Genomic DNA, 12,859 nt, shown 5'->3' with positions numbered 1-12,859 from the left:
GGTAGCATCATAACTATTCTGACGATCACTACCCGACGGCAAGGAGAAGGTTATGTCATGGATTTCGCGATTGAGCGCCCGCTACGGCGCATCGCTGTTCTTTCCGATGGCGCTGATCCTGTATGACTTTTCCGCCTACCTGACCACCGATCTCATCCAGCCTGGGATCCTGCACGTGGTGCGGGATTTCAACGCCGATGTGGCGCTGGCTCCAGCCTCGGTGAGTTTATATATGGCCGGCGGGATGGCGCTGCAGTGGCTGCTGGGGCCGCTTTCCGACCGTATTGGCCGCCGGCCGGTACTGCTGAGCGGCGCGCTGATTTTTACCCTCGCTTGCTTCGCCACCCTGTGGACGACCTCAATGACCCAGTTCCTGATTGCCCGCTTTGTGCAGGGCACCAGCATCTGTTTTATCGCCACCGTTGGTTACGTCACCGTGCAGGAGGCCTTTGACGAAAAGCGGTCAATTAAGCTGATGGCGGTAATTACCTCCATCGTGCTGGTGGCGCCGATCGTCGGCCCGCTTTCCGGCGCGGCGCTGATGCACTTTATCCACTGGAAAGCGCTGTTTGGCATTATCGCCGCGATGGGGCTGGTGGCCTGGCTGGGTTTACTGTTTAACATGCCGGAGACGGTGCGTCGCGGCGACGTGCCGTTCAGCCCGCTCGGCGTGGTGCGCGATTTTCGCGACGTCTTCCGCAACCGCATCTTTTTACTCGGCGCCGCCACGCTGGCGCTGAGCTATATTCCGCTGATGAGTTGGGTGGCGGTGTCGCCGGTGATTTTAATGGACGCCGGCGGGCTCACCACCAGCGAGTTTGCCTGGAGCCAGGTGCCGGTTTTCAGTGCGGTGATTATCGCTAATCTGTCGGTGGCGCGCTGGGTGAAAGACCCGACTCGCCCGCGCTTTGTGTTAAGCGCAGTCCCCATCCAGATGGTTGGTCTGGCGATCCTGATTATCGGTAATCTGACGTGGCCGCACGTCTGGCTGTGGTCGGTGCTCGGCACCTGCTTCTACGCCTTCGGCATCGGGCTGATTTTCCCGACGCTGTTCCGCTTTACCCTTTTTTCCAATGACTTGCCGAAAGGGACCGTTTCCGCCTCGCTGAATATCGTGATCCTTAGCGTCAGCGCATTGTCGATTGAAGGCGCGCGCTGGTTATGGTTCCATGGCGGCAGATTGCCGTTCCACCTGCTGGCAGTGGCCGCCGGGATCGTCGCCGCCTGCTGTCTGGCGGGGCTACTCCGCAATCTGCGCCAGCGTTCAGAGGCGGTCATCGAAGCCCGACAATCCTGACTAACTCACCGAGATTAACCACGCATGAGCGATATTGAACTCAGCCCGGCGCAGCGCGATCTGCTGCGCGAGCGGCTAAGCAAGTACTGCGAAGGGACCTTTAACCTGGAGCTGGAACAGTTCGACGCCGAGTTTTTTGTCGACTTTATCGCTAAAGAGCTGGGGCCTTTGTTCTACAACGCCGGCATTGAAGAGGCCATCCGCACCCACCTGGCATGGAGCGAGCGCATTCAGGAAGAAATGGATTTGAAGAAGGTCTATTAACGCCACCGGGATGGGCGGGAGATCAATAAATACACACAAATAACATGGTTATAATGGCGACTCTTTCATCATCTCCCGTGTACGGGGAAGGAAAATCATGTCGCTCATCACCGATCTACCCGCCCTCTTCGATCAATTCTCAGAAGCTCGCCAGAAAGGCTTTCTCAGCGTAATGGAACTCAAAGAGCAGAACGTACCGCTGGTCGGTACCTACTGCACTTTTATGCCCCAGGAGATAGCCATGGCGGCGGGCGCCGTGGTCGTCTCGCTGTGTTCCACTTCTGATGAAACTATTGAAGAGGCGGAGAAAGACCTGCCGCGCAACCTCTGCCCACTGATTAAAAGCAGCTACGGCTTCGGCAAAACCGATAAATGCCCCTACTTTTATTTCTCCGATCTGGTGGTCGGCGAAACCACCTGCGACGGCAAAAAGAAGATGTACGAGTACATGGCCGAATTCAAGGCAGTACACGTAATGCAACTACCGAACAGCGCCAGCGACGCCACCTCCCGCGCGTTGTGGAAAGCGGAAATCAAACGCCTGCAGCAGGTCGTTGAAACCCGGTTTGCCACGCCCATTAGCGAAGCGGCGCTGCGTGAAGCCATCATACTGAAAAATTGCGAACGCCGGGCGCTGGCCAACTTCTATCGCCTCGGGCAACTCAATCCGCCGGCGCTTAGCGGCAGCGATATTCTGAAGGTGGTTTATGGCGCGACCTTCCGCTTCGACAAAAGCGCGCTGATTGACGAATTGAACGCGATGGCGGAACGTATCCATCAGCAATGGCAAGGAGGCCAACGGCTGGCGTCTCGTCCGCGTATTCTGATCACCGGCTGCCCGATCGGCGGCGCGGCGGAAAAAGTCGTCCGCGCTATCGAAGAAAACGGCGGCTGGGTGGTGGGCTACGAGAACTGTACCGGCGCGAAGGCCACCGAGCGCTGCGTGGCGGAAGATGGCGACGTCTACGATGCCTTAACCGATAAATATCTCGCCATCGGCTGCTCCTGTATTTCACCTAACGACCAGCGCCTGCAATTGCTAAGCCAGATGGTTGAGGAATACCAGGCCGACGGCGTGGTCGATGTCATTCTGCAGGCTTGCCATACCTACGCCGTGGAATCGCTGGCGATTAAGCGTCACGTTCGCCAGCGGCACGACATTCCTTATATCGCGATCGAGACCGATTATTCGACGGCGGATCTCGGCCAGCTCAGTACCCGCGTCGCCGCGTTTATCGAAATGCTATAAGGAGCAAGCGTGATCTACTCGGTAGGTATTGATTCCGGCTCCACCGCCACCAAAGGCATCCTACTGGCAGACGGCGCCATCGTGCGCCGTTTCCTCATTCCGACGCCCTTTCGCCCCGCCGATGCCATTCACGAGGCCTGGGAGACGCTGCGCGCGGACCTCGCGACAACGCCTTTTTTAACCCTCACCGGCTATGGTCGCCAGTTGGTCGATTTCGCCGATAAACAAGTCACCGAGATTTCCTGTCACGGGCTCGGCGCGCGCCTGCTGGCGCCGGAAACCCGCGCGGTGATTGATATCGGCGGCCAGGACAGCAAAGTCATCCAGCTTGATGAGCAGGGCAACCTCAGCGACTTTCTGATGAATGACAAATGCGCCGCTGGTACTGGGCGCTTTCTGGAAGTTATTTCACGGACCCTCGGCGCCAGCGTCGACCAGTTGGACACTATTACCGAAGGCGTAGAACCGCACGCCATCACCAGCATGTGTACGGTTTTTGCCGAATCGGAAGTCATCAGCCTGCGTTCCGCCGGAGTCGCGCCGGAGTCAATTCTGGCCGGGGTGATCAACGCCATGGCGCGGCGCAGCGCGAACTTTATTGGCCGCTTATCGGCACAGGGGCCATTGTTGTTTACCGGCGGCGTCAGCCGCTGCGTCGCCTTCGCCCGCATGCTGGAGAAGCATGTTGGCATGCCGGTCGCGACCCATCCCGACGCCCAGTTTGCCGGGGCGATCGGCGCGGCGCTGATCGGCCAGCGCCAGCGGAGACGCGGATGAGCAAATATCTATTCTTATTCCATTCAACGGTGGGCGTCGTGCGGATGCGCAAAGCCCTGCAGGCGGCAGGGATGACCTTCGAGGTAAAAGATATTCCCCGCCAGCTGCGCAGCGGCTGCGGGCTGTGCGTATTGATTGAGGGGGGCGAAAAAACAGCGCGAAGTTGGATAATCGCCGGGCATACTGCGGCGCTTTATCAGCAAAACGGGGAAGCGTGGCGCTGCATCGCCCGCTTCCCGCAGGAGGATTAATCGGTGATCACAAACCGCGTCGGCGCGAAGCAGTTCAGTACCCGATGGACCAGAAACACCATGGTCAGCGTCGCCACCAGCGAGACCGTGACCGAAGTAATACGGTACAGGTCGCTGAACACCAGATCCTGATTCGGATGCAGGTTCTGGCCAAACATAATACCGATGGTGGTGATACTGGCGAAACCTACGCCCGCGCCCACTTTTTCCATCACGTGCAGGCGGGCGCTAAAGGCCAGGCCAAGACCAATTAGCGGCATCATCAGGATCATGTGGTTGCTGAAATCATAGATAATCAGCTGCACCACCAGAATGTACAGACAAGCCAGCACGACCCCCGCCACACGCCAGATCGAGCTTATCACCGCGCCGCGATAGTGCATCGGAAACAGGATCAGCACCCCGGCCATTAGCGCCGATAGCGAATCGCTCAGATCGCAGATCTGAAAGATCACAAAGATAATGGTCGCAACCGTGCCGGAAAGCAGCGATTCATGACGGATCCGCGCGGCGTCTTTCTCTATGCGCGGCGGCGGCTTACGCGGTTCAACATCCGGGATCAAATAGTGCAGCAGCGCGCTCAGCGCCACCGCCATCACGCAGGCCTCCATATTGGAGAACATCAGCGTGTGCCAGTTGCTGGTGGGATAGCTCATAAAATTGAGCATCGTGCTCTGGCACACCACGCCCATCGATCCCAGCAGGAACAGCGGCCCCTGGCTCATAAAGCGAAAACGCATCACGTACAGACCAAAGACGACTAATGTCATAATTACCGGCCACTGCGACAGATAGCCGACGATGAGCACCATTTCGACGCAATTGACCGCCGCGCTGAACACAAACTGCCGGGCGACGTGGCGGTTGAACACCGGCACCAGCGACATCAGCATCAGTGGATAAACCACGAAAAACACGCCGTACTGCACGTCGTAGAAAGTCGAAATACTCAGTGCGATGGTCCCGGCGACGGCAATGCGTACCGTCTGACGAAAATCATTGGCCGTGTAGACGATATTGCCGTGCGGGGTAAAGACGTGCGCCAGGGTGTTAATAGACATAGTGTAACCAGCTCACCAGGTGGATCTGCAGGCCGGCAAAGGTGCGGGCGAAGGGGCCGTCGCTATTGTACAACTGCACCGTAGCGCGGGCGCCGGTCGGCAGCGGCTTATCCAGCGGTTGATCCAGCGCGACGTGGATCCGCATGCGCTGGGCATCGCGCACCCAGCGGGTGGACTGCTCAGGCTGCGACAGTTGGCCATTCACCGCTTCCTGACCGGCAAGAATACCGGCGTCGCTGCTGGTCACGTGCGCCGGGAAGACTTTACCCGGCAGGGCATCGAACACTACCGCCGCATCGGTATTCACCGCCGTGTGGCGCAGGCTTTTTTCACGGAAGTCGGCGACGATGTCGGTGTTGTTGTTAACCAGCGCCAGCACGGCGGTGGCGGCGGTGGCGTAAATACCCGGATTAAGCTGCAGGTTGCTGACCATACCGTCGGTCTCGGCGCGCACCTGGGTCCAGCCGAGGTTGAGCTGCGCCTCTTCCAGCGCGTTGCGGTATTTCTGCAGCGTCACGTTGCGCTTGTCGTCGCGCTCGCCGCGCTGGATCAGCAGGTTCTGAATCTGCGCATTCAGGGCGCTGACCGATTGTTCGCTGGTCTGCCATGTCGTGCGCACCTTATCGAGATCCGATTGCGACACGTTTTGCATGGTGCTCAGGCGCTGGTAGCGGTCGAGAGTAACTTTGTCATTACGCGCGGTGTACTGCGCGGTGCGAAGGTTGGCGCGAGCGGCGGCGATTTGCGCATCCAGCTGCTGGTTACTCAGTTTGGCCTGTTCAAGGGCGATTTGCGCCGCTTCAACTTTATTAATGAATGGCGTGGGATCGAGCTCATACAGCAGGTCGCCCTTTTTCACCTGGCTATTGTTGTGCACATAGACGTGCGAGACGTAGCCGGAGACCCGCGACGAGACCGGAGTCACCACGCGCATCACGGTGGAATCCGGGGTTAGCGGGATCCAGATATCGGCAACGATAAACCAGGCGAATATCACCAGGAAAGCGGCAATACTTACCCTTACCCAGCGGGCAAATTTTTGTTCTGGCGTCATCATAGTTTTTTAGATCTTGTTATCTTCTTCGCGGATTGTCCGCAAGTTGCAGGCGATTTGATTTAACGTGGCGCTGAAGGTGTCGAGGTCCGCATCGGGGATGGTTTCCGTCACGCGCTGTTGATAAGTCTCAATGACGCGGTTCAGCTTTTCCAGGATAGTACGGCCTTCTGCCGTCAGCGTAAGCAGGCGGATGCGTTTGTCATATGGCGATGTTGAGCGCAGTAGATACCCCTGCTTTTCCAACTGCGTGAGAGTGCGCATCAGCGGCGGCAGTTCAATACCCTGCACTTCCGCCAGTTCGCTTACCGAGACGTTGCACCCCAGCTGATGCAGCTGCATCAGCACCGTCCAGCTTGACTGGGTCAGGCCGGTATCGGTAATGGCGCTGTCGATAATCGCGCGCCACTGGCGCACCACCATCGCCATACGCATCCCCATCGGGCGGCGGGCAAATAGTTCGTCTTCGGTCATGTTACTTTCCTCACTTAGCTGTGGGGAAAATAATACTTATCATGGTAAGTATCAAGAAACAATGGGAGTAGAAGCATCAATTGATAAATTTTGTGAATGTAATTCCCCGGTAGCGCTGACGCTTACCGGGGCTACAAAAAAGCACTTTTTAATTGATCTGATCCCGGCGCAACCCGACATCTTTCAGCTGTTCGTCGCTCATTCGCTGCAATATTTTGCGCGTTTGCCCACGAAGCCACCATTTTCTAATTGCTCGCGCCAGAAATACCCAGCCGATAAACGGCTGTTTTGCCCGATTCTCGTGAAATTCCATCCTCTACCTCCTCGCCTTGCCAGAGGCTTTATCTTCACGGATCCGGGCCTGAACAATACAGATTCACAAAACACTTTTCTTTAACATACAGATTGGCTAAAACGTACACCATGCCCCATTTTTGACCGCCATCTGTACTGGTTTATCTATCTGTATGGCGATAATTAAGGATACAGCATGACCCGTTACCAACATCTGGCCAGCCTGCTGGCTGAGCGTATCGAACAAGGGCTGTATCGCCACGGCGAAAAGCTGCCGTCGGTGCGCAGCCTGAGCCAGGAGCATGGCGTCAGCATCAGTACCGTTCAGCAGGCCTACCAGACGCTGGAACAGCAACAGCTGATCGTGCCGCAGCCGCGCTCCGGCTATTTCGTCGCCCCGCGCAAAGCCCAAGCGCCGGTGCCGCCGATGTCGCGCCCGGTGCAGCGCCCGGTGGAGATCACCCAGTGGGACCAAGTGTTGACCATGCTCGATGCGCGCAATGATAAATCAATCATTACTTTCGGCGGCGGCTCGCCGGACGTCACCCAGCCTAGCCTTAAGCCTATCTGGCGCGAACTGAGCCGGGCAATTCAGCACAACCTCAGCGAAGTGCTCAACTACGACGAACTGGCCGGGCGTCGCGAACTACGCGAACAGATCGCCCGCCTGATGCTCGACGGCGGATCGGTCGTCACCGCCGACGATCTACTGATCACCAGCGGCTGCCACAGCGCACTATCGCTGGCGCTGCTGTCGGTGTGTCATCCCGGCGATATCGTCGCCGTCGAATCCCCCTGCTACTACGGCACCATGCAGATACTACGCGGCTTGGGGCTGAAAGCCATTGAGATCCCAACCGATCCGGAATCCGGGATCAGCATCGAGGCCTTAGAGCTGGCGCTGGATCAGTGGCCAATCAAAGGGGTGATCCTGGTGCCTAACTGCAACAATCCGCTGGGATACATCATGCCTGACGCGCGCAAACGCGCGATGCTGTCCCTCGCCCAGCGCCATGATATCGTGATTTTCGAAGATGACATTTACGGCGAGCTGGCGACCGAATACCCGCGCCCGCGTACGATTCATTCATGGGATATCGACGGTCGGGTGATACTTTGCAGCTCGTTTACCAAGACCATCGCCCCCGGCCTGCGCATCGGCTGGATTGCCCCCGGTCGCTACTACAATCGTCTGCTGCAGATGAAGTACGCCGCCAGCGGCACTAACGTCCCTTCAACCCAACTGGCGGCCTGTAACTTTATTCGCGAAGGCCATTACCACCGCCACGTACGGCGGATGCGGCAGATCTATCAGCGTAATATGGAGATCTATACCTGCTGGCTGCGGGAGTTTTTCCCCTGCGGGATCTGCGTTACCCGGCCGAAAGGCGGCTTTATGCTGTGGGTCGAGCTACCGGAGCAGGTGGATATGGTCTGCGTCGCCAAGCAGCTGTGTCGGCTGAAGATCCAGGTCGCGCCGGGCTCGCTGTTTTCGGCATCCGGGAAATATCGCAACTGCTTAAGGATCAACTGCGCCCTGCCGCCGATTGAGAAGCATAAAGAGGTAATGGTGAAGCTGGGGGAAGCGGTGAAGGTGGCGATGGAGTGAGGCTTTGTCTTCCCCCCTGTCTGCGAGCAGGTAGCCCGGAAAAGGCGCGGCAAGCGCCGCCTCCAGGAGCCTCTCTATCACTCGCCAAAAAACACCATCCCCTTATAAGGATGCTCACGGCAGGCGGACAGGCGCTTGGCGAGGCTGCCAACGTGCAGCTCCAGCTTGTGGCCGTCGGGGTCGAGGAAATAGTGCGATTCGCCTTCGCTACGGTTTAGCTTCCATACCGCTACGCCAGCGACCTCAAGGCGGGCAGTAAAGCTGGCAAAATCCGCCTCGCTAATGCTAAACGCATAATGGGTGTAGTCGCTCTCCTCCGGCGGAGTGACGCGCCGCTGCGGATCCAGCGACAGGCACAGCCACAGATCGCCGCAGGAAAGATACGCGCCGCTATCCCAGCGCGCGTGCAGCGTCATGCCGAGTAGCTGATGATAAAACGCCACGCTCGGCGCCAGCTGGCTGACCGCCAGGGTCAGATGATTCAATCCGCTCAACATATCTGTTCCTCCGGTGAGAGACGTTAACCATACCCACTCTCACCCTAAACCACCATTGTGGCAGCGAAAGGACACCCTGCTGGCCGCTAAGACCGGCAACTTCGCCCCCGGTCTCTTTCTGACGCCGCGTAATAGTGTATGTTCTCAACTATCGACATTGAACAACCCGGTAACGAGATGAGACGTATTGAGATAGTACTGCGGGAGCTGGAGAGGCTGAGCCAGGCCGTGACGCTGGAGGATTTAGCCAGGGGCTCGAACGCCTTCACCGCAGAGCAAATCGGCTTTAACCTCGGGCTGGCGCGCAACTCGGTGAGTAAAGATCTCAATCAGCTATGGAGCGACGGGCTGGTGATTAAAACGCGCGGCCGCCCGGTATTCTTTTTACATCGCCGGACGACGGAAACGCTACTCGACCGTACGCTGACGGAAAGCGAACGCGAGCCGGCAACACTCGCCGATCTCCTGCCGCAGCCACAAGATAACAATGAGGCTGTCGACCCGTTCGCCATGCTGATCGGCCACGATCGCAGCCTGCACGATGCCGTGGAAAAAGGGAAAGCCGCGGTGCTGTATCCCCACGGCCTGCACGTCCTGCTGACCGGCCCCTCCGGCGTGGGTAAAACCTTTTTTGCCGAGCTGATGCACCGCTACGCCTGCGAGCATGGCGGTGAAAAACGGCCGCCGCTGGTCTACTTCAACTGCGCGGAATACGCCAACAACCCGGAACTGCTGTCATCGCATCTCTTTGGCCACCGTCAGGGCGCCTTTACCGGGGCGACGGAAAACAAAAGCGGGCTGATCGAACAGGCCGACGGCGGCTATCTGCTGCTGGATGAAGTGCATCGCCTGCCCTATGAAGGGCAGGAAAAGCTCTTCTCGCTGCTGGATAAAGGCGAATATCGCCCGCTCGGCGCCAGCGGCCCGGCGCGCAATATCGCCGTACGTCTGATTTGCGCCACCACCGAGCCCATCAGTTCATCGCTATTACGCACCTTCCAGCGGCGTATTCAGGTCACCATCGATCTACCCGGTATCCGCCAGCGTTCGGTTGAGGAGCAGATTGAACTGATCATCGGCTTTTTACAACGTGAAAGCCGCAAGATCGAACGCACGGTAAGCGTAGATAAACCCTTGCTGCTGTGGCTGCTGAACAAGCCGCTGGAGGGCAATATCGGCCAGCTCAAAAGCGATATCCAGTTTTTGTGCGCCCAGGCATGGGCCTCGGGGATGGCGGCCCATAACGAAGTATTGCTACTGGATAGCAAACTGGCGGACGGCCCGATCAATGCCACGCCGGAGCAACGACAGCTGGTCGATGCGCTGTTTAACGGCCGTCCCCTGCTAAACATCGATGCCCGTACTCTTCCGCAGTTGAAAAGTTCAGCGGCCGATGACAGCGTCGAGGAGAGCGACCTGTTCTACAGCTTCCTGACCCGCGAGTACGTTAACCTGCGCAACAGCAACGTGCCGCCCGCCGAGACGCTGGCGATCCTTAAAAATAAGCTCAGTTCGATTTTTGAATATGGCCTCTATAGCCGCGATAACGCCAGCCATGCCCCGCGCTATGGCGATCGGATTGAAGAGCGGGTGGCTCTGCTTATCGGTTACGTTGAGCAGGTACTCGGCTTCGCCCTGCCGGAAAACCTGGTCAACCCGCTGCGTAAACACTTTCTCGCTCTCATCAGCTACGTACAACGCGGCCTGATCCCGCAGTTATACTCTTCGAGCCTGATCCTCGATCGCTGCAAAGATGAATACGATAACGCCACTCTGTTGTGCAAGAAGATCAACGATCTGCTGCATATCCAGTGCCCGGCCACCGAGGTGGTCTGGCTGTGCCTGTTCCTCAAAGAGTGCCGCCATTATCGCCAGCGCATCAACGCCAGCCCGGACTGCGGGGCGATCCTCATAGCCCATGGCGCCACCACCGCCACCAGCATGGCGCAGTACGTCAATCGGGTGCTGGAGCGCGAATTGTTCAACGCTATCGACATGCCGTTCGAACAATCGGTGCACGATACGCTGGAAAAACTGATCCAACTGATCCACAGCAAAGGCTGGCAGCGGCTGATCCTGATGGTAGACATCGGATCGCTGGTTCATTTCGGTAGCACCATCAGCAAACTGTTCCAGATCGATGTCCTGCTGATGCCGAATATCACCCTGACCAGCCTGCTGGAGATCGGTCTCGATCTCAGCTACGAAACCGGCGACCTGCCGCGGTTGGTCAATCTGATGCAGGAAAAAGGCATCGCCAGCCAGCTGTGCACGCCGCAGCAGGAGAACGCCGGCAAGGTGCTGGTTATCTCCTGCATTACCGGCATGGGCACGGCGGAAAAAATCAAAAAGGTGCTGGAGGAGAGCTTTGGCGAGCTGATGTCGCAGGATACCCGGATGGTGATCCTCGATTACAACGAAGTTCGCAGCCCGGAGCGCCTACAGCAGGCAATCAGGGCGCATGAACGGCTGGCGGGTATTGTCGGGACATTCCAGCCGGGGCTGCCCGATATCCCGTTTATCTCGCTGGAGGAGCTGTTTTCCGAGCAGGGGCCGGAGCTGGTGCTCAGCCTGCTGACCCCGGATTTATCCAGCAGCGAGCGCCGTCTGGAGATGGAGCGCAGCGCTTCACGGTTTATCAGCGCCCTGACCATGGAAAGCATTATCAACCATATTTCGGTGCTCAATCCGCAGCGCATATTAAAAGAAATGGAAGGGATCCTGAACCAGCTCAGGAACACGCTGGCCATCGCGCCTAACCGCCAGGTGACACTACGCTTTCTGATCCACTGCTGCTGTATGGTCGAGCGTATCGTGATTAACCGGAAACCGTTACAGATGGCGCTGGAAACGCGGCCGGATATGGACGCTCAGGCATTTAGTGTCATTAAATCGGCTTTCCATCCGGTTGAGGAGGCCTACGCCATCCGTTTATCCGATGCCGAGTACATTTATATCTACGAATTATTATTTAGTTAACGCCTGTTCTGGCGCGGCTTTGCGGCCCGCCAGCCTTTTCCTCTTCGGTAGATGACACAAATTGTGGCACGCGCTTTGCTCTTATTAGTGCGTCAACGATTCGGCGCCAGGAGGCCACTTTGTCATCCACTGAACCTACCACCCAGTTACCCCAAATTCTGCTGCTGACGCACGGCGGCTGGGGCACGCAACTTTGCGACAGTCTGCGCATGGTGACCGGCGAAATCGCCGGCGTCAGCGAAATCGCGCTTATGCCGGTCGATACCCTCGGCGAGTTTTATCAGCGCGTCGAAGCGGCCGTGCAGGCGATGCCGGCAGGCTCGCTGATTTTGACCGATTTTCTCGGCGGCACTACCTCCAACGTCGCCGCGCGCTTGAGCGCGGATTACCCCATCGCCGTCGTCTGCGGGCTCAACGCCTCGCTGCTGCTGGAGGCGTTGGATCTGCGCGAGCAGGGCCCGCTCACCGGCTGCGTTAATGCGCTGGTCGAAGCAGGACGCAGCAGCTGCCGCGACGTTGTCGCCCACGTGAACCAGTTAACCTCTTAAGGAGCCCATCATGGCAAAAATCGTTTTATGTCGTATCGATAGCCGTCTGATCCACGGTCAGGTCGTCACCAAATGGGTCGGCCAGTCGCAGGCCAATCGTATCGCCGTGGTCAGCGACGAGCTGGATGCCGATCCGTTTATGAAAAATATCTATTTAATGGCCGCGCCGCCGAACATCAAAGTCGACTGTTACGGCAACGCCAGCTTCGCCGCCGCCTGGAAAGAGAATCAGCTCGGCGATGGCAATGTGCTGGTGCTATTCCCGTCGCTGTCAGCCGTTCAGGAAGCCGTCCAGTTGGGCTTTGACGTGCAGACGATTCAGGTTGGCGGGCTGGGCGGCGGGCCGAACCGCAAGGCCGTGTTCCAGAACATCACCCTTGATGAAAAAGATGTCGGCATCCTCGGCGCTCTGAAGGATAGCGGCATTCAGGTGTTCTTTCAGACCATCCCGGAAGATAAACCACAGTCACTGGACGACATCCTGAAAAAATTCTAACCAGTTGAT

General features: G+C 57.7%; 14 protein-coding genes. 9 read left to right on the top strand and 5 right to left on the bottom strand.

Translation table 11 applies throughout. The features are described from left to right. Positions 1-52: 52 nt before the first annotated feature. The 5 genes from mdtM to PGR79_RS16205 all read left to right on the top strand — a co-directional run bounded on the left by mdtM (position 53) and on the right by PGR79_RS16205 (position 3,838). Positions 53-1,297 (top strand): multidrug efflux MFS transporter MdtM, encoded by a 1,245-nt coding sequence (gene mdtM, locus PGR79_RS16225; RefSeq protein WP_411325771.1) that lies wholly within the window; start codon positions 53-55, stop codon positions 1,295-1,297. Positions 1,298-1,321: 24 nt separating this feature from the next. Next, the gene (locus tag PGR79_RS16220) at positions 1,322-1,561 is read left to right on the top strand and encodes a DUF2164 domain-containing protein (RefSeq protein WP_430922049.1); all 240 of its coding nucleotides are present in this window, start codon (positions 1,322-1,324) and stop codon (positions 1,559-1,561) included. Between the two features lie 97 nt (positions 1,562-1,658). After that, positions 1,659-2,810, top strand: a complete 1,152-nt coding sequence (locus tag PGR79_RS16215; RefSeq protein WP_213317805.1) for a double-cubane-cluster-containing anaerobic reductase — start codon at positions 1,659-1,661, stop codon at positions 2,808-2,810. A gap of 9 nt (positions 2,811-2,819) precedes the next feature. Next, positions 2,820-3,587, top strand: a complete 768-nt coding sequence (yjiL, locus tag PGR79_RS16210) for a putative 2-hydroxyacyl-CoA dehydratase activator YjiL (protein WP_087858260.1) — start codon at positions 2,820-2,822, stop codon at positions 3,585-3,587. After that, the gene (locus PGR79_RS16205) at positions 3,584-3,838 is read left to right on the top strand and encodes a DUF3343 domain-containing protein (RefSeq protein ID WP_213317803.1); all 255 of its coding nucleotides are present in this window, start codon (positions 3,584-3,586) and stop codon (positions 3,836-3,838) included. The genes yjiL and PGR79_RS16205 overlap by 4 nt, the downstream gene beginning before the upstream one ends. On the opposite strand, the gene PGR79_RS16200 is transcribed toward PGR79_RS16205, so the two are convergent. From PGR79_RS16200 to PGR79_RS16185, 4 genes are all read right to left on the bottom strand, one after another. Beyond that, positions 3,835-4,899 carry a DUF2955 domain-containing protein gene (locus PGR79_RS16200; protein ID WP_213317802.1) on the bottom strand — a complete coding sequence of 355 codons (1,065 nt, stop codon included), beginning with the start codon at positions 4,897-4,899 and terminating at the stop codon, positions 3,835-3,837. The genes PGR79_RS16205 and PGR79_RS16200 overlap by 4 nt on opposite strands. Continuing rightward, a complete protein-coding gene (locus PGR79_RS16195; protein WP_015368453.1) occupies positions 4,889-5,956 on the bottom strand; it encodes an HlyD family secretion protein in 1,068 nt (355 codons plus the stop codon). The genes PGR79_RS16200 and PGR79_RS16195 overlap by 11 nt, the downstream gene beginning before the upstream one ends. Positions 5,957-5,962: 6 nt before the next feature. Then, a complete protein-coding gene (locus PGR79_RS16190; RefSeq protein WP_049047305.1) occupies positions 5,963-6,427 on the bottom strand; it encodes a MarR family winged helix-turn-helix transcriptional regulator in 465 nt (154 codons plus the stop codon). Positions 6,428-6,575: 148 nt separating this feature from the next. After that, on the bottom strand, positions 6,576-6,740 hold the full coding sequence (locus PGR79_RS16185) for a DUF1127 domain-containing protein (RefSeq protein ID WP_015704272.1): 165 nt from the start codon (positions 6,738-6,740) through the stop codon (positions 6,576-6,578). A 177-nt stretch (positions 6,741-6,917) separates the two neighbouring features. Here PGR79_RS16185 and PGR79_RS16180 point away from each other — a divergent pair, with 177 nt between their 5' ends. Further along, complete coding sequence (locus PGR79_RS16180; RefSeq protein WP_430922046.1) at positions 6,918-8,330, top strand: PLP-dependent aminotransferase family protein; 1,413 nt, start codon at positions 6,918-6,920, stop codon at positions 8,328-8,330. Positions 8,331-8,407: 77 nt separating this feature from the next. On the opposite strand, the gene PGR79_RS16175 is transcribed toward PGR79_RS16180, so the two are convergent. After that, complete coding sequence (locus PGR79_RS16175) at positions 8,408-8,827, bottom strand: FosA family fosfomycin resistance glutathione transferase (protein WP_271031606.1); 420 nt, start codon at positions 8,825-8,827, stop codon at positions 8,408-8,410. A gap of 177 nt (positions 8,828-9,004) precedes the next feature. Here PGR79_RS16175 and dagR point away from each other — a divergent pair, with 177 nt between their 5' ends. The 3 genes from dagR (at position 9,005) to PGR79_RS16160 (ending at position 12,850) form a co-directional block, all read left to right on the top strand. Next, a complete protein-coding gene (dagR, locus tag PGR79_RS16170) occupies positions 9,005-11,806 on the top strand; it encodes a transcriptional regulator DagR (RefSeq protein WP_430922159.1) in 2,802 nt (933 codons plus the stop codon). 119 nt (positions 11,807-11,925) lie between these two features. Continuing rightward, on the top strand, positions 11,926-12,354 hold the full coding sequence (locus tag PGR79_RS16165; protein ID WP_015368461.1) for a PTS sugar transporter subunit IIA: 429 nt from the start codon (positions 11,926-11,928) through the stop codon (positions 12,352-12,354). Positions 12,355-12,364: 10 nt separating this feature from the next. Beyond that, entirely contained in the window at positions 12,365-12,850 is a 486-nt protein-coding gene (locus PGR79_RS16160; RefSeq protein WP_015368462.1) for a PTS system mannose/fructose/N-acetylgalactosamine-transporter subunit IIB, read from the top strand. The last annotated feature ends 9 nt before the right edge of the window (positions 12,851-12,859 follow it).

The organism is Klebsiella sp. 141161 (assembly GCF_050600815.1).
Classification (GTDB): Bacteria; Pseudomonadota; Gammaproteobacteria; order Enterobacterales; family Enterobacteriaceae; genus Klebsiella; species Klebsiella aerogenes.
The sequence above is the reverse complement of the archived record's forward strand: the minus strand, read 5'-3'. Positions and strand labels throughout refer to the sequence as shown.

Bases quoted from the DNA above. Each gene is read 5' to 3' on its own strand.
- mdtM (WP_411325771.1), top strand. From the start codon at position 53: ATGTCATGGATTTCGCGATTGAGCGCCCGCTACGGCGCATCGCTGTTC.
- PGR79_RS16220 (WP_430922049.1), top strand. From the start codon at position 1,322: ATGAGCGATATTGAACTCAGCCCGGCGCAGCGCGATCTGCTGCGCGAG.
- PGR79_RS16215 (WP_213317805.1), top strand. From the start codon at position 1,659: ATGTCGCTCATCACCGATCTACCCGCCCTCTTCGATCAATTCTCAGAA.
- PGR79_RS16205 (WP_213317803.1), top strand. From the start codon at position 3,584: ATGAGCAAATATCTATTCTTATTCCATTCAACGGTGGGCGTCGTGCGG.
- PGR79_RS16200 (WP_213317802.1), bottom strand. From the start codon at position 4,899: ATGTCTATTAACACCCTGGCGCACGTCTTTACCCCGCACGGCAATATC.
- PGR79_RS16195 (WP_015368453.1), bottom strand. From the start codon at position 5,956: ATGATGACGCCAGAACAAAAATTTGCCCGCTGGGTAAGGGTAAGTATT.
- PGR79_RS16190 (WP_049047305.1), bottom strand. From the start codon at position 6,427: ATGACCGAAGACGAACTATTTGCCCGCCGCCCGATGGGGATGCGTATG.
- PGR79_RS16185 (WP_015704272.1), bottom strand. From the start codon at position 6,740: ATGGAATTTCACGAGAATCGGGCAAAACAGCCGTTTATCGGCTGGGTA.
- PGR79_RS16180 (WP_430922046.1), top strand. From the start codon at position 6,918: ATGACCCGTTACCAACATCTGGCCAGCCTGCTGGCTGAGCGTATCGAA.
- PGR79_RS16175 (WP_271031606.1), bottom strand. From the start codon at position 8,827: ATGTTGAGCGGATTGAATCATCTGACCCTGGCGGTCAGCCAGCTGGCG.
- dagR (WP_430922159.1), top strand. From the start codon at position 9,005: ATGAGACGTATTGAGATAGTACTGCGGGAGCTGGAGAGGCTGAGCCAG.
- PGR79_RS16160 (WP_015368462.1), top strand. From the start codon at position 12,365: ATGGCAAAAATCGTTTTATGTCGTATCGATAGCCGTCTGATCCACGGT.